Source organism: Methylocystis bryophila (assembly GCF_027925445.1).
Classification (GTDB): Bacteria; Pseudomonadota; Alphaproteobacteria; order Rhizobiales; family Beijerinckiaceae; genus Methylocystis; species Methylocystis bryophila.
Genome location: NZ_AP027149.1, coordinates 3,727,242 through 3,745,626 on the forward strand (window position 1 = coordinate 3,727,242; position 18,385 = coordinate 3,745,626).

General features: G+C 63.6%; 19 protein-coding genes. 10 read left to right on the forward strand and 9 right to left on the reverse strand.

What is annotated here, in order from left to right:
* Nucleotides 1-75: 75 nt before the first annotated feature.
* The 3 genes from QMG80_RS17200 to QMG80_RS17210 all read left to right on the forward strand — a co-directional run bounded on the left by QMG80_RS17200 (nt 76) and on the right by QMG80_RS17210 (nt 2,483).
* Nucleotides 76-564 carry a glutathione peroxidase gene (locus QMG80_RS17200; protein WP_085770299.1) on the forward strand — a complete coding sequence of 163 codons (489 nt, stop codon included), beginning with the start codon at nt 76-78 and terminating at the stop codon, nt 562-564.
* A gap of 194 nt (nt 565-758) precedes the next feature.
* Entirely contained in the window at nt 759-1,682 is a 924-nt protein-coding gene (locus QMG80_RS17205) for a polyprenyl synthetase family protein (RefSeq protein WP_085770300.1), read from the forward strand.
* A gap of 69 nt (nt 1,683-1,751) precedes the next feature.
* Complete coding sequence (locus QMG80_RS17210) at nt 1,752-2,483, forward strand: DUF1345 domain-containing protein (protein ID WP_085770301.1); 732 nt, start codon at nt 1,752-1,754, stop codon at nt 2,481-2,483.
* Nucleotides 2,484-2,573: 90 nt separating this feature from the next.
* Here the strand turns inward: QMG80_RS17210 and QMG80_RS17215 are convergent, their stop codons facing one another.
* From QMG80_RS17215 to QMG80_RS17230, 4 genes are all read right to left on the reverse strand, one after another.
* A complete protein-coding gene (locus QMG80_RS17215) occupies nt 2,574-3,539 on the reverse strand; it encodes an efflux RND transporter periplasmic adaptor subunit (protein WP_085770302.1) in 966 nt (321 codons plus the stop codon).
* A gap of 6 nt (nt 3,540-3,545) precedes the next feature.
* A complete protein-coding gene (locus QMG80_RS17220; RefSeq protein WP_085770303.1) occupies nt 3,546-3,749 on the reverse strand; it encodes a DUF1656 domain-containing protein in 204 nt (67 codons plus the stop codon).
* Nucleotides 3,746-5,788 carry an FUSC family protein gene (locus tag QMG80_RS17225; RefSeq protein ID WP_085770304.1) on the reverse strand — a complete coding sequence of 681 codons (2,043 nt, stop codon included), beginning with the start codon at nt 5,786-5,788 and terminating at the stop codon, nt 3,746-3,748. Before QMG80_RS17225 ends, QMG80_RS17220 begins: the two co-directional genes overlap by 4 nt.
* 123 nt (nt 5,789-5,911) lie before the next feature.
* Nucleotides 5,912-7,339 carry an efflux transporter outer membrane subunit gene (locus tag QMG80_RS17230; protein WP_085770305.1) on the reverse strand — a complete coding sequence of 476 codons (1,428 nt, stop codon included), beginning with the start codon at nt 7,337-7,339 and terminating at the stop codon, nt 5,912-5,914.
* A 399-nt stretch (nt 7,340-7,738) separates the two neighbouring features.
* Between QMG80_RS17230 and QMG80_RS17235 the strand changes: the two genes are divergently transcribed.
* The 3 genes from QMG80_RS17235 to QMG80_RS17245 all read left to right on the forward strand — a co-directional run bounded on the left by QMG80_RS17235 (nt 7,739) and on the right by QMG80_RS17245 (nt 9,520).
* Nucleotides 7,739-8,269, forward strand: coding sequence for a flavin reductase family protein (locus QMG80_RS17235; RefSeq protein WP_085770307.1), 531 nt, complete (start codon nt 7,739-7,741; stop codon nt 8,267-8,269).
* Between the two features lie 239 nt (nt 8,270-8,508).
* A complete protein-coding gene (locus QMG80_RS17240; RefSeq protein WP_245300038.1) occupies nt 8,509-8,844 on the forward strand; it encodes a hypothetical protein in 336 nt (111 codons plus the stop codon).
* A gap of 400 nt (nt 8,845-9,244) precedes the next feature.
* Nucleotides 9,245-9,520, forward strand: a complete 276-nt coding sequence (locus tag QMG80_RS17245) for a DUF4242 domain-containing protein (protein ID WP_085770308.1) — start codon at nt 9,245-9,247, stop codon at nt 9,518-9,520.
* 39 nt (nt 9,521-9,559) lie between these two features.
* Here the strand turns inward: QMG80_RS17245 and QMG80_RS17250 are convergent, their stop codons facing one another.
* Nucleotides 9,560-9,937, reverse strand: coding sequence for a gamma-butyrobetaine hydroxylase family protein (locus tag QMG80_RS17250; RefSeq protein WP_085770309.1), 378 nt, complete (start codon nt 9,935-9,937; stop codon nt 9,560-9,562).
* A 553-nt stretch (nt 9,938-10,490) separates the two neighbouring features.
* Here QMG80_RS17250 and QMG80_RS17255 point away from each other — a divergent pair.
* Nucleotides 10,491-11,027 (forward strand): phage tail protein, encoded by a 537-nt coding sequence (locus QMG80_RS17255; RefSeq protein ID WP_085770311.1) that lies wholly within the window; start codon nt 10,491-10,493, stop codon nt 11,025-11,027.
* An 11-nt stretch (nt 11,028-11,038) separates the two neighbouring features.
* Nucleotides 11,039-11,548: a GNAT family N-acetyltransferase gene (locus tag QMG80_RS17260; RefSeq protein ID WP_085770312.1), complete on the forward strand. Its 510-nt coding sequence runs from the start codon at nt 11,039-11,041 to the stop codon at nt 11,546-11,548.
* 29 nt (nt 11,549-11,577) lie between these two features.
* Here QMG80_RS17260 and QMG80_RS17265 read toward each other — a convergent pair whose 3' ends face one another.
* A complete protein-coding gene (locus QMG80_RS17265) occupies nt 11,578-12,645 on the reverse strand; it encodes an Ntn hydrolase family protein (RefSeq protein WP_281926143.1) in 1,068 nt (355 codons plus the stop codon).
* 189 nt (nt 12,646-12,834) lie between these two features.
* On the opposite strand from QMG80_RS17265, the gene pgi reads away from it, so the two are divergent.
* Nucleotides 12,835-14,469, forward strand: coding sequence for a glucose-6-phosphate isomerase (gene pgi, locus QMG80_RS17270; protein WP_085770313.1), 1,635 nt, complete (start codon nt 12,835-12,837; stop codon nt 14,467-14,469).
* Between the two features lie 311 nt (nt 14,470-14,780).
* Here pgi and QMG80_RS17275 read toward each other — a convergent pair whose 3' ends face one another.
* The 3 genes from QMG80_RS17275 to trpS form a co-directional block, all read right to left on the reverse strand.
* Nucleotides 14,781-15,161: a type II toxin-antitoxin system VapC family toxin gene (locus tag QMG80_RS17275; RefSeq protein WP_199769023.1), complete on the reverse strand. Its 381-nt coding sequence runs from the start codon at nt 15,159-15,161 to the stop codon at nt 14,781-14,783.
* Nucleotides 15,158-15,433 carry a type II toxin-antitoxin system VapB family antitoxin gene (locus tag QMG80_RS17280; RefSeq protein ID WP_158658573.1) on the reverse strand — a complete coding sequence of 92 codons (276 nt, stop codon included), beginning with the start codon at nt 15,431-15,433 and terminating at the stop codon, nt 15,158-15,160. Before QMG80_RS17280 ends, QMG80_RS17275 begins: the two co-directional genes overlap by 4 nt.
* A 128-nt stretch (nt 15,434-15,561) precedes the next feature.
* A complete protein-coding gene (gene trpS / locus QMG80_RS17285; protein ID WP_085773461.1) occupies nt 15,562-16,599 on the reverse strand; it encodes a tryptophan--tRNA ligase in 1,038 nt (345 codons plus the stop codon).
* Nucleotides 16,600-16,971: 372 nt separating this feature from the next.
* Between trpS and QMG80_RS17290 the strand changes: the two genes are divergently transcribed.
* Entirely contained in the window at nt 16,972-18,372 is a 1,401-nt protein-coding gene (locus QMG80_RS17290; RefSeq protein ID WP_085770315.1) for an NADH:flavin oxidoreductase, read from the forward strand.
* Nucleotides 18,373-18,385 lie beyond the last annotated feature (13 nt).

Consider the following 18,385-nt stretch of genomic DNA (forward strand, 5'->3'; position numbering starts at 1 on the left):
TCTCGCGGAACGGGCGCAGTTCCCTTGGGAGCGCAAATTTTGCAAGATGGCGATAGTTGCTAGGCGGAGGAACCCATGACCGGCATCTACGACATCGAAGCGTGCGGCATCGACGGCGCGTCGCACAAGCTTTCCGAATATGCGGGCAAAACGCTGCTCATCGTCAATGTCGCGAGCCAATGCGGCTTCACGCCGCAGTACAAAGGGCTCGAGGCGCTCTACCGCGAATTCGCGCCGAAGGGCCTCGTCGTGCTGGGCTTCCCCTGCGATCAGTTTGGACACCAGGAGCCGGGGAGCGAGGCGGAGATCGCGAGCTTCTGCTCGACAAAATATGACGTGACCTTTCCCATGTTTGCAAAGATCGAGGTCAATGGCGAGGGCGCGCATCCGCTTTATCGCTTCTTGAAGGGTGAGAAGCCCGGCCTCCTCGGCACTGAAGCGATCAAATGGAATTTCACGAAATTCCTCGTCGACTCCAAGGGCCAAGTGACGAAGCGCTATGCGCCTCACGACACGCCGGAACAGATCGGCAAGGACTTGGAAAACTTGCTCGCAGCGGGTTAGATCGCTCGGGATGGAAAGCCCCCTCCCCTGCCCTCCCCCGTTTCACGGGAGAGGGAGTCCGGCTCGGCGCTTCATCGACGTTTCTCGCGACCTCGATCGCCCCCTCTCCCGCCATAGGGCGTCGAAAGACGCCCGTCCAAAGACGGGCTATGGCGGGGGAGGGTGAGGGAGGGGGCAATAGCCAAGGGCGGCGCATGACTGACGCGAAAGAATTCCTTCAACGCCTGGACGATGCCGCACAGCGCACCGAGGCGGCTCTGGATCGGCTGCTCGCAAGCGAGCCGCTCAGAGGCGAGATCGCGCGGCCGGCGCGGCTGCTCGCGGCCATGCGCTATGCGTCGCTCGGCGGCGGCAAGCGGCTGCGGCCCTTTCTCGCCATCGAATCCGCCAGGCTCTTTGGCGTCGAGGGCGAGTGGCCGTTACGCGTCGGCTGCGCGCTGGAGATGGTCCATTGCTACTCACTCGCCCATGACGATCTGCCGGCGATGGATGACGACGACCTCCGCCGCGGCCGTCCGACGACGCACAAGGCCTTCGACGAAGCGACCGCGATCCTCGCTGGCGACGGGCTGCTCACTTATGCTTTTGACGTGCTCGCCGATGAAGCGACGCACGCAGACGCGCAAGCGCGCGCAAAGCTCGTTCTGGCGCTGGCGCGCGCCGCAGGGCTTGGCGGCATGGTAGGCGGTCAGGCGCTGGATCTTGAGGCCGAATCCGCCGCACGCTCCCTCTCTCAAGAAGAAATCCTGACGCTGCAGGCGATGAAGACCGGCGCGCTGCTGCGCTTCGCCGTCGACGCCGGCGCGATCCTCGGCCATGCGAGCGCGGCGGAGACGCAGGCCCTCTCTCGCTATGGCGCGGCGCTCGGCGCGGCTTTTCAAGTCGCCGACGACATTCTGGACGCGGCCGGCGACACGGCGGCGCTCGGGAAGCGCGCCGGCAAGGACGCCGAGCGCGGCAAGGCGACGCTGGTCTCGCTCTTAGGGCTGGACGGCGCCATCGCGCGCCGCGACCGGCTCGTCGAGGAAGCCATCGCCGCGCTCGACGCGACGGGCTTCGGACCCGCGACGCAAGTGCTGAAAGACGCGGCGGTCTTCGTCGCCGCGCGCAAGAATTGAGCAGAGTTCCCAAGAAGGGGGGCGGTTTCTAGATAGAAATCCTGATCAAGGAAAGGACCCTGTCCGCCGATGGAGGAGCCCGCCAATGACGACGAAGAGTTCAAGCCGCGGCGCCCCCGGCGCTCGGTGCTGCTGAGGCCTTTCCGCGTCGTCCGAGGGCGTCCACGCCTTTTCATTTGCGCGGTTTTGGGCGTCGTGATCGGCGTTTTTTTGCCCGCCCACATGCGGCTCGCCACGCGGGCGCTGATCGCCTGGAATATCACGGTGCTCTGCTATCTCGTCGGGTCTGCGCGGCTCATCACGAAGGCCGATTCGCTGACGGTGCGCGAGCGCGCAAAGATTATCGACGAGGGCCGGGTCACCATCCTGGTGTTGGCGATTGGGGTCGCCTGCGCCTCGATGGGCGCCATCGTGCTGGAGCTTGGGCCGGTCAAGCAGATGGAGGGCTGGTCGAAGGCGCTGCATCTCGGCCTCACCGTGCTGACGGTGCTCGACAGCTGGACCTTCATGCATCTGACCTTCGCTTTTCATTACGCGCATGAATATTACGACGAATATGTCGATGATCCGGCGAATGTCGGCAAGGACCGAGGCGGCTTGAACTTCCCCGGCGGGGAAGCGCCGAACTATGCCGATTTTCTTTATTACGCTTTCGTGATCGGCTTGGCTTCGCAGACGGCCGATGTCGCAACGACCTCACGGCCCATGCGCCTGCTCACCGTGCTGCATGGAACACTCGCCTTCTTCTACAATCTCGCGATCATCGGACTGACGGTGAACATTGCGAGCGGGCTGGTGTGAGGAGGCTGGATCGCGAGGACTCTCTCTCCCCACGGGTGGGGAGAGGGAACGCGCCGGCCCCGCGTGGAAAGAGAGCGCGCGCGACTCGGTTCACTTGCTCCGAGCCGGCGTCGCGGGGTTCACTTGCACGGTGGCTGTCATCCCGGCCGAGAGCGCCACGCCCTTCGGCGCCTCGTCGATATGGACGCGCACGGGGATGCGCTGTGCGAGACGCACCCAGGTGAAGATCGGGTTGACCGAGGCGATCCCCTGATGATTGGGCTGCGCATTGGGGACATTGATGGCGCGCGCGATGCTGTTGACATGTCCGCGCAGGGTTGGGCGGTAACTCATCAGCTTGATCTCGGCGGGATCACCGACATGGATCTGGTCGAGATAGATCTCCTCGAAGTACCCGTCGACCCAAAAGGAGTCGGCGTCGACGAGCGAGATCACGTTCTGCCCGACATGCGCATAGTCCCCGCGCTGCGCCAAGAGATTCGTCACCCAGCCATTGACTGGAGCGCGCACTTCGGTGCGCTCGAGATTGACCTTCGCCTGATCGAGATCGGCCAGCGCCTGCTCATATTGCGCCCGGGACGCGATCGCCTTGGTCGCGTAGGTCTCCTCCTCCTCGACGCTGATCGAGACGTCCTTAACCAGCTTCTGCCGGCGTTTCGCTTCTATCTCGGTGTTCTCGAGAGTGGCTTTCGCTTGCTTCACCGCGGCCTCGGAATGGCTGACGGCGATCCGGAAGTCCCTTGGATCGATCAGCATCAGCCGGTCGCCCTTGTGCACGAACTGATTGTCCTTGACGGGGAATTCCACGATCTGGCCGGCGACCTCAGGCGCCAGGGCGACCACATAGGCGCGCACGGAGCCGTCGCGCGTCCACGGCGCCCCCATATAGGCGTCCCACATCGCCCAACCGAAGGCCGCGGCGAGCCCTGCCGTCACCGCCGTTAAAAGAAAGGGCGCAAGCCTGAAGTGCGGGCGCGCGGCCAAATGGGGCGCCCAGACCGGGTCGCGCTGATGAGGCGCCTCGGCGCTCTTTGCTTTGGTTTCATCCGCGGTCATGGGGCCTCAGCGCGCAAAGACGAGCGTGATGGACGAGAGCACGATCACATAAACCGAGAATACGAACAAAGCGGGATGCCAGACGAAACGCAGCAGACCGAAGCGGGCGGCGATTCGCCGCAGGGAAATCGTGACGAGCCAAGCCGCGACGATCATCATCGACATCGGCGCGACATAGACGCCGAGCACGTTGATCTCGGTGAATCTCACACGCGGTCCTTTCCGTCGAAATAAGAGGCGTGCTCTTGGAGCCCCCAGGCGATCGCGAGGATGCTCCCGCGCGCCTTCAGAGCAAGTTCGGCCTCCGCCTCGACGCCGGCGTGAGGGTGGAGCAAAGCGCCGAAGAAAGAAAGCTGCGCGGTCGCGACAGCGCTGTTTCCCTGCGCGAGAACCGCGAACGCCGGCTCGAAGGCCGAGCCAACGCCGAGCAAGGCTCCGAAGCGGCGCAGCCTGATGATTTCCGCGCCAACAGCGAGCGCCGTCAAAAGATCGGAGCGCTGCGAGGGCGTGGCGGCCTCCGGCATCGCCGCAAGGCGGCCGAGGAGGAGCCCCTGCCAGTCATCGAGAGTCCAAAAACGGCGGCCCGCCGCGAGGCGGCGGAAGTCCCGCAAGGTCAGCGCCATGAGCCGGCCGGCGCGAAACGCCGGCGGCAAAGGGGGAACCAAGAGAAAGGAAAGCGCGGCGACCACCCCGCCGGCGACGATGGCCAGCGCCGTGTTGTAAAATTGCAGCGTGTCGTAGGTCATCGCGTTGGCCGCATCGAGAAAGGCGCAGAAAAAGGCCGTCATGAAGGTGAACGTCGCGGTGCGCCAGGGCTGAAGCATCAGAGCGCCGCCAGGAACCAAATAAAAACCGATGACCAGGCTGAAGCCCTCGAAGGTTTCAACCCCTGGCAGCACGGCAAATTTGATGACCGCGGTCAACGCCATCCCGAGAAGAACGCCGGCCACGAACTCTGCGGCGGTGGCGTAAGCCTGATCGGCGCGCGTCGAAAACAGAGCGACGGCGATGGCGGCGAAGGTGATGGCCGTCGCGCCGCTCGGCCATTCGCTCAAAATCCAGAAGAGCGCGACGCCGCCGATCACAAGCACGACGCGTCCGGCGTTGACGAAGGCCGGCAGCCAATCGGCCACGCGGACCTCCACGCGCCGCGTCGGGGAGCGGTCGACCGGAGCGGCGGAAAGCAATGCAAGCCCGTTGATCGCACAAGAGATTCCCGCTAGCAGGCTCGCCGTCTGGTCTGCGAGCAGCCGTAACGAAGGCGTGCTCGCAGGCAATTCCCTCAGGCGCCGCGCCGCGACCTCGCAGGAATAATGGATCTGAGCGGGGGCGGCCATCCATGGGTCCGGCACGCCGCGTTGCGCCGACCGCAACTCGTGAGGGATTTCTTGTCCAACGGCGCGGGCCGCCTCGATAGCCTGATTATGCGGAAGCCAGGCCAGCAGCGACGCGACCGTGCGCCAGGCGGCCAGGGCTGAGAACAGGCCGTCGACAGCGCTCTGCAGCACCGGGGAGTGATAGCGGATCTGCGAGGATTCTCCCTTCGCCGCATCGATCGCCGGCTCCAGCGCGATGACGCGCCGCAAGAGCTCGCGCCGAATCGGCAGGGTCTCCGGCAGATTGGGACCGGCAAGCGCCAACATGTTGAGGAAGCGGCCGGTGATTTCGGCGGGAAGCGCCGCAAAGGACGCCGCCAGCCCGCGGCGGGTGCCGCCAAAGTCGGTCCCGGCGAGCACGAGGCCGGCGCTCACGATGCCGATGCAAATCTCGGACGCGCGCGTGACCGCGAGCAGAAAGACCGCATTGGCCCTGGGGCCGCCCGTGGCGCCGAGCGCGTCGGCTGCGACAATGACCGCCGTATAGCCGGCCAGCACCGCCGCGTAAGACGCAAAATTGCGCAGAAGCGTCGCGACGCCTGCGCATATGGCTCCCCAGAGCACGAGCCCGATGAGAAAGACCGCCCGGCTCTGCGGAAACAACGCCGTCAGCGCCACGATCGCCACGGCGCCGATCAACGTGCCGACCATGCGGTACCAGCCTTTGCGCAAGGAGGCTCCGAGTTCCGGCTGGCAGACGAGCGCAGCGCTGAGGCCCGCCCAATATTCATCCTCGAGCTGGAGATAGAAGGCGATGAAGAGGGCGAGGCTGACGGAGAGCCAAAGCCTGATCCCGAAGAGCAGCGGCCGGCCAGCGGTCCTTGCCGCGCCTCGCAGAGCGGCGCTCCATCGAGCCGAGAGCTTCCGGGGCAAGCTAGGCTCCTCGCTGAGGCGCGGCGCGGATCATGGGGCTTTTTTGCACGCTTGGAGGCGCGCGGTCCCTGTCGGCGAAGGGACCGCGAGCCTCCAGGCTCGCGAGAGGACGCCCTTCGAGGATCACTCCGCGATCTCCCAGCCGCCGCCGAGCGCCCGGTAGAGCTTCACGAGCTGGCTCGCCATCTCGACCTCGCTCTCCACAAGATCGTTCTCGCTACGCAAGAGCTGTGTAAGCGAGGCGTTCACGTTCAGGAAATCGACGAGTCCTTGCTGGTAGCGCTCTCGCGACACGCCGAGCGCGATCCTGTCCTGCCCAGCCGCGCGCGCCGCCGCGGCGCGGCGCTTTTGCGCTTGCGCATAGGCCGTCATCGCGTCGTCGACCTCCTTCCAGGCGCGCAGGAGCGTCTTCTGAAATTCGATCGCCGCCTCGCGATGTCGTGATTCCTTCAAGGCGAGATTGCCGGTGAGCCGCCCGCCTTGAAAAATCGGCAAAGTGACCGTCGGCCCTAGCATCCATTGCGTCGAGGAGGCGCGAAACAGCTTCTTCAGCGTGAGGCTCTGGACGTTGAAGTCGCCGACGAGATTGACGTCGGGGTAAAATTCCGCCTCGGCCTCTCCGATCTCCGCCAAAGCGGCGTGCAGGCGCGCTTCCGCCTCGCCTATGTCGGGACGGCGTTGCAAGAGCGTCGACGGCAGGCCGACGGCGATTTGGCGCGGAGGCGCCGGAATAGCCTTCGGCCTGCGCAATTCTCCTTCCAGAGCGCGCGGCTCGAGGCCGAGCAGCAAGCCGATCGCGTTGATGACCTCCGCTTCGCGCGTCCGCAGCACGGGCAGAACTTCGGCGATGCTCTCCCTCTGGCTTCGCGCTTGGGCGAGATCGAGAGTCGTCGTGACGCCATTGGCGAAGCGGCTTTCGACGATTCGAATATTATCTTCGGCGACGCGGAGATTGCGCTCCACGATCGCGAGCCCCGCCTGCGTTCCGCGCAGCGCGACATAGTTCTGCGCGAGCTCGGCCAGCGCCGAAATGGCTATGCCGCGCCTGTTCTCGATCGCGGCGAGCGTCGTCGCGTCCTGCGCCTCGACGGCGCGGCGCACCTTGCCGAAGAGATCGAGCTCCCAAGAGGCGTTCAGCCCCTGCTGGAGCACGGCGAAGGTCAGCGGCGCTCCGGGCGCAGCAACGGCGCGCGAGAAGATCCCGTTCTCGCTGAGCCGCTCATGGACGTCCGTGGACTGCGCTTCGAGATGCGGCAGGCCTTGCGAGGCGACGACGGTGCGCTCCGCGCCCGCCTGCTCGACGCGTTCCGCCGCCGTCTTGAGATCTAGATTTTGCGCGGCGAGGCGCTTTTCGAGCGATGTGAGCTCATCGTCGCGAAAGCAGCGCCACCATTGCGGATCCGGCTCGGCGCTGGTGGTGCGGCTCGGAACGTCTCGCGGCTCCGGTCCGAATGATTGGGGCGCCTGGACAACGGGCGCGACAAAGTCGGGTCCGACCGTGCAGGCGGAAAGCGTGAGCGCAGTGAGGGCGCAGAAGGCGACAGCGCGCATCGTCTAGCGCTCGGCGACGCGCGACGCCAAGCGCCATCGCGCGGCGGCGTCCGCGGCTCGGGCGTTGTTTGCGCCTTCGGATCGCGCCTCGAAGAGCGGCGCGATTGGCGTATGGCTCACCATGAGGCTTTCTGATCTCCGCCGGTCCGATCTGGCGGTCGCGGCGGGGGTGCGGGTCATGCTGGGGCATTCCGGCTTCCGCCAGACCGATTTGCGCAGCGGGAGCTTGACGATCGCACCATCGCACAAGGCGGCGAGTGTCTCCAACGTCCGTCATGTCGCAGGGACGCTGAGCCCCGGCTGCGCTATTCTCCTCGTCCGCCAAAGGGCTCGGCTCTCCGGGGCTGAGCCAGCGTAGACGTCGGCGGAAGACGCTCTACCGGCAGAGGAAACGCGAAGATGAAAGATCTTCCTCTCTCAAAAGTCTATCAATTTCTCGAGCCAGGCCCGGTTGTTCTGCTGACGACGGCGCACAAGGGACGAGCAAACGTCATGACCATGTCATGGCACATGATGGTGGACTTCGACCCTCCTTTAATCGCCTGCATCGTCAGCAATCGCGATCACAGCTTCACCGGGTTGCGGGCGACCAAAGAGTGCGTGATCGCTTTGCCTTCGATCGAGATCGCGGAGAAGGTCGCAGCGATCGGCAACTGCTCGGGTCGGGACACCGACAAGTTCGATGCTTTCCATCTGACGCTGGGCGAGGCGAAGCATGTCGGCGCCCCGCTCGTCGCCGAGTGCTTCGTTAACATTGAGTGCAAGGTAGTCAATACGAGTCTTGTAAATAAATACTGTCTCTTCGTGCTGGAAGGACTCAAAGGCTGGATCGACCCGACGCAAAAAGAACCAAGAACCCTCCATCACAAAGGTTTTGGCAAATTCATCGTCGATGGCGAAACGATCGAATTGAAATCCAGGATGCCGTAAAGCATCGAGCCTCCGCACGGCGCGATCCGAGCGTCGCCCGAAAAAGGCGGAGCCGTCAACCTATAACGCTCCCGCTTGGCCGATCGCGCGGCTCGCGCCAAGCGCAAGCGCCGCTCCCATGGTCGCTGAGCGCGGCGCCTGATTATTGCACTTGCATTATCGCTATGTACTCTGCTTACATATCCATGCGGCGCAGGAGGCCAGAGCGCCGATCCCCCATCGGCCTGCATGAGGAAGACATGTCCACGACGAAGGCTTTGGAAAATACCGAGTTTGCAGCCACGGTTTCGCTGACCATCGCACCGCCCCCGGAAGAAAAAGTCGCCGCGCCCGGCCTTTGCGACGCCGCCGTCGCCGCGCCCGTCGCGGACGAAGTCATACTCCATGTGCGGTTCCACCCGGACGCCCGCGTCTGGGACATCGCCGAATGTCCGAACGCGCTCGACAAGGAGCAATGGTTCAAGGTGCTTTGCGCCCGGTTCGGCTCGAAATACCAAACCCGCGCGGGCGGCCGCGGCTTCTTCCGCATTTCGAGAATCGAGCTCGAGTCAGCCAAGGCGTTTCGCCCGCACTAAAGCGCGATGCGTGCGGAATCGCCTGAACGCAGAAAACGTGATCGATTCTAAAGTTTAGGGCGCGATCTGTGCGAAAAACCGGTTTCCGCTTTTTCGCATCGCGCTCTACTGCATTTCCTGCTCGAACGATAAGGAATCGCTCCAAATCAAGGGGTGGAGAGGATTCTCATCGCAAAAGTCTGTCAACTTTTGCGGAATTCTCTCGCGCGCTTTCCGCTCCAATGGAAACGTTCGAGCGATAAGAAATCAAGCTGGATCAGTGTCCGGAAAGCGATTGGGAGAAAACTGTTTTCCATACTCACCGAATCCTCGGTCGCCGTGTGAACCTCCCCGCCCATCTTGCGAATGAACGCAGAGGATGATTTTCTAAAGACTTCCGTCGGCCTTAGGGAGTGAGAAGATGCCCAAATATATTATCGAGCGCGACATTCCCGGGGCGGGGAAGCTGAGCGCCGGCGATTTGCAGGGAATATCCCAGAAATCCTGTTCTGTTCTGCGGAACCTTGGTCCCGAGATTCAATGGGTCGAGAGCTACGTAACGGACGACAAGGTTTACTGCGTCTACATCGCCCCGAATGAGGCCATCATCCGCAAGCATGCCGAGCAAGGCGGCTTTCCCGCGAACAAGATCAGCGAGATCAAGAGAATGATCGATCCGACGACGGCAGAAGCCTGAAGCTTCGAAATGAGAGCGGGCGCCCCGACCGCGCTCGCGTCACGCCTCGCCCGGGCGGTCGCGGTCGAGGCCTTTGGCCGCGAGCTCTTGGAGGTAAAGCGCGAAGTCTTCCTCCGCACTTGCCCCGAGAGCGTAGAGTCCGGACCACGTGTAAATGCCGGTCGAATGGCCGTCGTCGAAGTCGAGACGCACGGCGTAATTTCCGACTGGGGACACAGTGAGGATGCGGACGTTGCGCTTGCCGCCTAAGGTCTTGCGCTCGGCCTCGCTATGCCCGCGCACCTCGGCGCTGGGGCTCCGGACCCGCAGCTGTTCGGCGGAGAGACGGAAGCGCAGGCCGTCGTCGAAGACGACGACGAGGCTCCCGCCTTCGTCTTCCCGGCGGATTTCTGTCGGCCACGGGTCGTTCGTGCTCAACTTCGCCTCCTGTCTCAGCGAAACCACCAGCGCCGCCGTTGCGGCACGCAGCGGCTGTGAAAGTTGAGCCGCCAGCCGGGAAGACAGAACTCTGCCGCATCTTTCGCCGGCGACGCGAGTCTCGCGGCTCCGTCACGCAACATCGGCGCCGCAGCCAAGGGCTCAAGGGCCGACGCCGAAACAGCCATCACGGCGCCCAGGATAAGAAGTCTCGCGCCGATATTCACAACCCCTGCCCCGCTGCTGGACCGAACCCTCTCGGGCGGACCCTATCAAACGAACGACGAGAACGACTAGATCACGCGGCGTTCAGGCCGAATCGCCCGAACGCAGAAAACGTGATCGATTCTAAAAATTTAGAGTGCGATTCGTGCGAAAACCGGCTTCCACTTTTTCGCGTCGCGCTCTAGCCGCTTGCTGCTTAAGCGCAGGCTCTATCGTATCTCGCCGTTTCGTGCTAATACAATGATCAACTAGTAACGATTTAGTTTCCCAGCATCTCGCGGGAAATAAAGCGCATAATTTCCATGCGCATTTTGGGGAGTGAGAAACCATGGCGGACCCATTTATCGGTCAAATCCTGCTGGTAGGGTTTAATTTTGCCCCAGTCAACTGGGCTATATGCGACGGGAGCCTATTGCCTATCTCACGATACACCGCACTATTCTCGCTCATCGGCACTTATTACGGCGGCAATGGGACGAGTAACTTCGCGCTGCCCGACTTGCGCAGCCGCGTGCCGATTGGGATGGGCCAGGGCAATGGCCTGTCGCCTTACGCGATCGGCGAAATGACGGGCGTGGAGAACGTGGCGCTGGCCGTGACCGAGATGCCCGCGCACAATCATTTGATCAACGCCGATAACGCGCCCAAAACTGCGGTGCAGCCTCCCGCCAACAATTACCTTGCCGCCGCAACCTACGAAGGCAGAGCCGCCCAGGATTACTCCGCATCGCTGACGTCGCCCACGACGCTGAACCTGAACGCTGTCACTCTTTCCGGGACCGGGCGGCCGCACACCAACATACAGCCGGTGCTGGCGATGAACTACATCATCGCGCTGAACGGCATCTTCCCGTCACGCTCCTGACGAACGCGCCGATGACGCGCGCCGCGCGCGAAATCGAATTTTCCGGCGGGCTTTTGCGCTTACGGCGCGAGACGGAGGCGGACGCAGCCTTTCGCTTCGCGCTGTTTTGCGCCTCTCGCCCACCCGGGGAGGATTTCTCGCCGCTGGGCCCGGAGCTGGCGCAGCTTCTTCTGCGCCAGCAATTTCGCGCGCAAATCCAGAGCTACCGGAGGGATTTTCCGCGGGCGCGCTTTGACGTCATTGAATTCGACGGCGCGCCGGTGGGCTATATCATCGTCGACATCAGCGACACACAGGCGCGCATCGTCGATCTCGCGATCGTTCCTGAGCGCCGCAGCGCCGGGATCGGCGAGGCGGTGATCGAGCCCCTCATTGCCGAAGCGCGGCGCCGCGCGCTCCCTTTGCGCGCCAGCGTGCTGAACGGCAACCGAGGCTCGCTGCGATTTTGCCGGCGGCTCGGCTTCGCGCCGATCGGCGAGCCGGCCGCCCTCTACACCGAGTTCGAATGGCGCGGCGCGTGATCGCGCCCCGCCGCACGAGGGGGCACGCTCTAAGCGGCGACGGGATTGGCGTCGCTGAGGTCGAAGTCTCGCGTCGCGGGCTTCGAGACATTGCGCCAGCACGCTGTCTCATAGCCCCGCGCGACAAGCTTTCCGCCCGCGGAGGCGGACATCTCGACCGCGAGACGCGTGGTCGGGTTCAAAACCGGCGGGATCACCCAGGAAAAGCGTTCGGCGTCCGAGCGCGTGGCGGCGATCGAGCGCCGGCGATCCTCATTGTTCTGCGGCCCCATGCGGCCCTTCCAGCCGCGGCGGGGAGTCTGCCAGTCATTGGCGACGATGACGGGCCCGCGCATGACATGGGCCTCGCGCTCGGTGCGCTCGACGACGGCGATCTCCTCGGGAGCGACGCCCGCCAGCGTGAAGATCGCGGGTCGCGCCAATGGCTCCTGCGACAACAGCCGGATCGCGTCCTCGAAGGTTTCGCATGTCTCGAAGGCGTAGCGCAGCAGATGATCGGGCGGCCAGCCGTCCTCGCGCAGCAGCGCCTGGGCGATGTTTATCGAGGCGTCCAGCGGCAGAGCGAGAAGCCCTGGCGCGCGACGACGCATCGGCGCTTGATTGATCACGGCGCAGAAGCGTCCTGGCGCCGTGGCGCTCAACACGCCGACCGCGCCCGGCCAGGTGGCGTTGTAGAACTCCCCCGCGGGGCCGGCCTGCCAGGCGATCTCGACGCAACGCCCCAGGCCGCCAAAGGGCCAGTCGAGCGTGCGACGGATCATCGGCCGCCCGTCAGCGGAGAGGCTCGCCGAGGTCGTGCAGGCGAAGAGATAGGACATGTTGAGCGTCAGCGTCCCCGGGAATCCGAGGATGGTCGCGACGAGCTGCAACTCATCGCGATAGGCGGAGATCGAGCTCTTCAGCCAGCGCTCCGCGAGGCGATCGATCGAGGTGAGGCAGACCCCGCGCCCCCAGCTCGGCATGGGCGCGACGCAATAGTCGCGCAGCGCGGCGGCGGCTTCCGGACGCGACAGCGCATGGGCGATCGGACCGCCCTCGCGCACGTCGACGAAGGGGATGTGATTCACGAGCGGAACGTCTCTGAACTTTGTCATCATGACGTGACCTTGTTCATAAAATTTCGTCATAATACAGAGGAAAAACCGTCATAATTCCCGTCTCTCGTGCCGCGCTGCAGCAGAGTCGTCCCACCTTCTTCAGCACTCCGCCGATCGCGGCGCCGTCGCGCTACCGTCGCGAATCCTTGCTTTCCTGCTTCGAATCGAACTCCGCCGAGCCACAACGACATGAACTTTCATCAAGCTCTCGCCGCCCTGCAATCTCACGCCGCCGCCCTCGAGCCGCTTCGCGCCCGCGATTTTTTCGCGCGCGATCCCGTCCGCTTCCGCGAGTTCTCGGTCGAGATCGACGACCTCCTCTTCGATTTCTCCAAGCATAAGATCACCGCCGAGACCGTCCGCCTGCTCATCGAGCTGGCGCGCGCGCGCAATCTGGAAGCGCGGCGCGCGGCGCTTTTCGCGGGCGAGCCCGTCAACAACACCGAAGGGCGCGCTGCGATGCACATGGCTTTGCGCGATCTCTCGCGCCGTCCGATTCAGATGGGCGGCGTCGACATGCGGCCCGAGATCGAGCGCGAGCGTGAGAAGGTCCTGTCCTTCGCGCAGTCCCTCCGCTCGGGCGCGGTGAAGACGTTCGGCGGCGAGCGCTTCACCGATGTCGTCAACATCGGCATCGGCGGCTCGGATCTGGGACCGGCGATGGCTTGCCGCGCGCTATCACCCTATCGCAGCGAAGGACCGCGCGCGCATTTCGTCGCCAATGTCGACGGCGCCGATCTCGCCGATACGCTCAGCTCCCTCGATCTTTCGCGCACGCTGTTCATCGTCTCGTCGAAGACCTTCACGACGCAAGAGACCATGGCTAACGCGAGAAGCGCCCGCGCGCGCGTCGTCGCGGCGCTCGGCGAAGCCGCGGTGGCGCAGCATTTCGCGGCCGTCTCCACGCGGCTCGACAAGGTCGCCGAATTCGGGATTGCGCAGGATCGCGTCTTCGGCTTCTGGGACTGGGTCGGCGGGCGCTACTCGCTCTGGTCGTCGATCGGCTTGGCGCTCGCCATTTCCGTCGGCCCGGAGAATTTCATCGCCTTTCTGCAGGGCGGCTTCGACGTGGACGAGCATTTCCGCGAAGCGCCGCTCGAAAAAAACATCCCCGCGCTGATGGGGCTCCTCGGCGTCTTGCACCGCAATGTGCTTGGGCGCGCCGCCCATGCGGTGATTCCTTATGACCAGCGGCTCGCGCGCTTTCCCGCTTATCTGCAGCAGCTCGACATGGAGTCGAACGGCAAATCCGTCAGGCGCGACGGCTCAAAGGTCGAGACCGAAACCGGGCCGGTCATCTTCGGCGAGCCCGGCACCAATGGCCAGCACGCCTTCTTCCAGCTTCTGCATCAAGGAACGAGCGTCGTCCCGATCGACTTTCTGATCGCCGCCGAGCCCGTCGAATCCGACGAGCGCCATCACGAGCTGCTCTTTGCGAATTGTCTTGCGCAAAGCGAAGCCTTGATGCGCGGACGCACGCTGGACGAGGCGAAGGCGCTGCTCACCGGCGAAGATCGCGCCCCAGAGGAGATCGAGCGTCTCGGGCCGCACAAGGTTTTCCCAGGCGACCGCCCGTCGAGCACGATCCTCTACCGGCGCCTCGATCCACGCACGCTCGGACGTCTCGTCGCGCTCTATGAGCACAAGGTCTTCGTGCAGTCGGTCATCTGGGACATCAATCCCTTCGACCAATGGGGCGTGGAGCTCGGCAAGGAGCTGGCTAACCGTCTTGCGCCGATCGTCGCCGATCCCTCGCGCGCGACCGCCGATCTGGACGCCTCGACGGCGGGGTTGATCGGATGGCGGCGGGCGACAGCGGGCTGACAAGAGACTGCGCGCATCCCCCTCTCCCCGCGAGCGGGGAGAGGGCCGGGGTGAGGGGCTTGGGGGATTGTCAATCCGCGTTGCAGCGCAAGAGACCCGGAGAAATTCGGCGCCGTCGCCGGCAGGCTCCCATGCCCCTCTCCCTAACCCTCTCCCCGCGAGCGGGGAGAGGGAACGCGAGTCGCAGCGCTCATCTCAGAAACCCCACGATATAGTTCACCGCGTCCATGTTGGGTTGTGCAATCGCGCGCGCGCCGACCGCACTCAGCCATCCCGCCCTGTCAAAATGAAGCCAGTTCAGAGGCAGAACGTCAGGTCGGTGTCCGTGAAATCATTGCCCTTGAACAGCAAGGGCGCATCCATGGTCTTGGCGAGCGCTTACGCTGCGCAATCGCAAAAGTTGAGACGCGCATTGGCGTCGATGCCTTGCCGTAGCGACGAAAGGCCTCTAGCGCCAAGGCGGCGAGATGTAGGTCGTGCGGGACGATCTCGGCATTGATGAGGGCCAGAAAGTCTTCAAGGTCGTAAAGGCCGTTGACGCCGCGTCTCGCGATGAGGACGTGGCCCGCCTCTTGATAGGTGATCGCGCTGACGAGGCAACGATCCGCGGCGGCTATCGCCTCGTAAAAGGCGGCGCGCTCCGGTTCGTGATTGAGAATTGCGATCAGCGCCGACGTATCGATGACGATCATCGCGGCAAGCCGAAATCATCATAACCGATGATCTCGTCGATAGACCTCGGGTCGGCGACGGGCCGCGCCGCGCTACGCACGGCGATTTCTTCCATCCAGGCAATCAGCTCGTTTTTGGTCAGATTGGCAGGAACCGGGGTCGCGGCGCGACGCCACGCCACCCTGTCGCCCGCATGGGAAAGAGCTTCGCGTAAAATCTCCTCGGGCGTTCGACCTGTCTGGTCAGCCTTCGCCTCGAGCAGAGCCTGTATGTCCCGGGACAGAATTATCATCAGCGACATTTAGCATGAAACAGCCGATAAGCCCACAATCCGTGCTCGCTTTTGGCGTTTTCAGCCACTCACGCGCGCATGGCTCACACGAGGCAGGACGGCCCTCCTCGGCAGGAACGAGCGCCGCATTACCGCAAAAACCCCACGATATCCTTCACCGCGTCCATGTTGGGCTGCGCAATCTCGCGCGCGCGGCGTGCGCCGTCGCGCAGCACGCCGTCGATATAGGCCGGATCATTGGTGATCCGGCGCATCTCGGCGGTGATGGGCGAAAGCTTCGCCACCGCGAGATCGACGAGAGCGTTCTTGAACGCCGAGAAATTCGCGCCGCCGAACTCCGAGAGCACGTCGACTTTGCCACGTCCCGAGAGCGCCGCGTAGATGCCGATGAGATTGGCCGCCTCGGGCCGCCCCGCCAAGCCCGCTTCCTCGCTCGGCAGAGGCTCGGGATCGGTCTTGGCCTTGCGGACCTTCTGCGCGATGGAGTCTGCGTCGTCGGAAAGGTTGATGCGGGAATAGTCGGAGGCGTCCGATTTCGACATTTTCTTCGCGCCGTCGCGCAGGCTCATGACGCGCGTCGCGGGACCCGAGATCAGCGGCTCGGGCAAGGGGAAGAAGACGCCGTCGCCATAGCCGTTGCGCGTGATCGACTCAGCAAAGTCGTTGTTGAACTTCTGCGCGATGTCGCGCGCGAGCTCGAGATGCTGCTTCTGGTCCTCGCCGACCGGCACATGCGTCGCGCGATAGAGCAGAATGTCCGCCGCCATCAGCACCGGATAATCATAGAGCCCGACCGAGGCGTTCTCGCGATCCTTGCCGGCCTTGTCCTTGAACTGCGTCATGCGGTTGAGCCAGCCGATGCGCGCAATGCAGTTCAAGACCCAGGCGAGCTCGGCGTGCTCGGGCACGAGGCTCTGGTTGAAGATGACGTTCTTCGCGGGGTCGATGCCGCAGGCGATGAAGGCCGCCGCGATCTCGCGCGTATTGGCGCTGAGCGTCAGCGGGTCTTGCGGCTGCGTGATCGCGTGCAGATCGACGACGCAATAGAGACAGTCATAGCTCTTCTGCAGCTCGACGAATTTGACGATCGCGCCGAGATAGTTGCCAAGATGCAGATTGCCGGTGGACTGCACGCCGGAAAAGACGCGCTCTTTGAAACTGGACATGGGCTCGGAGGGGTGAGGGTTCAGTCGGCGGGTCTTATGGCGAAGCAAGGCCTTGTGCGCAAGTGGCCCCGCGCGCCGGCAGGGCTGAACCGCTCTGCCCGGCGCGACGACGAAGCGCACGCCGCCTGCGCGACCCTCTCCGTCGCAACGCGAGGCCGCCCCCACAGCTTTGTCCATTGAACCCGACTCACAAACGGGGTCCGCGCGACTCAACCCCTCTTAAATCAACGGATTTCAGCCACACGCGCGGCGCGGAGCCAGTTTCCCCGGCTCGCGCGATGGGAAAAAATTCTGAGAAACCCGTTGCCAAGGGTGAAGAAAGAGCTACCATCTGGATACAGGGTTCACGCACTTTCATTAATGTGAGGGCTTATGAGTTTGCCAGCCAATGAGCAATTTCTGCACGAGGACAATGCCGCGCTGATTTTCAGCCCGTTGCGGTTCAGAAAATTGCAGGTCAAGAACCGACTTCTGCGCTCGAGCATATCGGGGACGTTCGACGATTATAACGGCCAGGGCACAAACGCCCGATTGAACTGGGAAGAAAAATTCGCGAAAGGCGGCATTGGCGCGATCATTTCATCCTATGTGCCGGTGGCGGTGCGCGGCCGCATCCTGACGCGCTACGCGATGATCGACGACGACGACAAGATCCCCTTCTGGCGCGAGGTCGGCAAGCGCATTCACGCCTACGACTGCCGCTTCATTATGCAGCTTTCCCACTCCGGACGTCAGCAGGATACGGGCGGCGTCGAGAATCTGTACAAGAAGGCGCTGAGCTCGACCAGCCATCAGGACTATTTCCACGGCATCCAGGCTCAGGCGATGACGACCGCCGAGATCGGCGATGTGGTCGAGCATTTCGCGCAGGGCGCGCGGCGCGCGCGGGAAGCCGGGCTCGACGGCGTGGAGCTGCATGGCGCGAACGGCTATCTCATCACGCAATTCTTGAGCTCGGGCATCAATGATCGCAATGACGAATATGGCGGAACGGTAGACCGGCGGGCGCGCTTCGTTCTGGAGATCGTCCGCGCCATCCGACGCGAGGTCGGGCAGGATTTTCATCTGCAGATGAAGATCAACGGCGTCGATCACAATAATTGGCTTTATCCCTGGGAGAAGAAGGGCAATCAGCTCGAAGACACGCTGCAAATTTGCAAGCTGCTTCTCGACGACGGTAAGGGGGTCGACGCGTTTCACATTTCGAGCGGCTCGACTTTCCCGCATCCTCGCAACCCCCCGGGCGACCTGCCGATGCGCACGCTGGCGCGATGGTACGAGGTCATGCTCTCGAAGGGAGCGCGCGCGCCGTTCAATTATGCGGTGTTCAACAATCCGCTCGGCGCGAAGCTGTTCCACTGGCTGTGGCTCTTCCGCCGCGGCCCGGTCGTGGAAGGCATCAACGCGGCCTATGCGCAGTATCTGCGGAGGGAAATCGTCGCGATCGACCCGAGCGTCAAAGTGCTCGTGACGGGTGGCTTCCAGCACGCTTCGCGCATCGCCGAGGTCATTCGCAACGAGAGCTGCGACGCGGTGACCATGGCGCGGCCCCTCATCGCCAACAACAACCTTCCCGAAATTTTAAAAACCGCGGACGGGCCGTCGCCGCAGAAGGCTTGCACCTATTGCAACAAGTGCCTGATCAACGATCTCGAGAATCCGCTCGGCTGCTATGAGGTCTCGCGCTTCGACGGCGACACCTTCGACGAGAAATGGGACAATTTGATCAAGGAGGTGATGAGCGTCTTCGCGCCGCCGACGTACACGAAATAATTCCGTTCGCAAG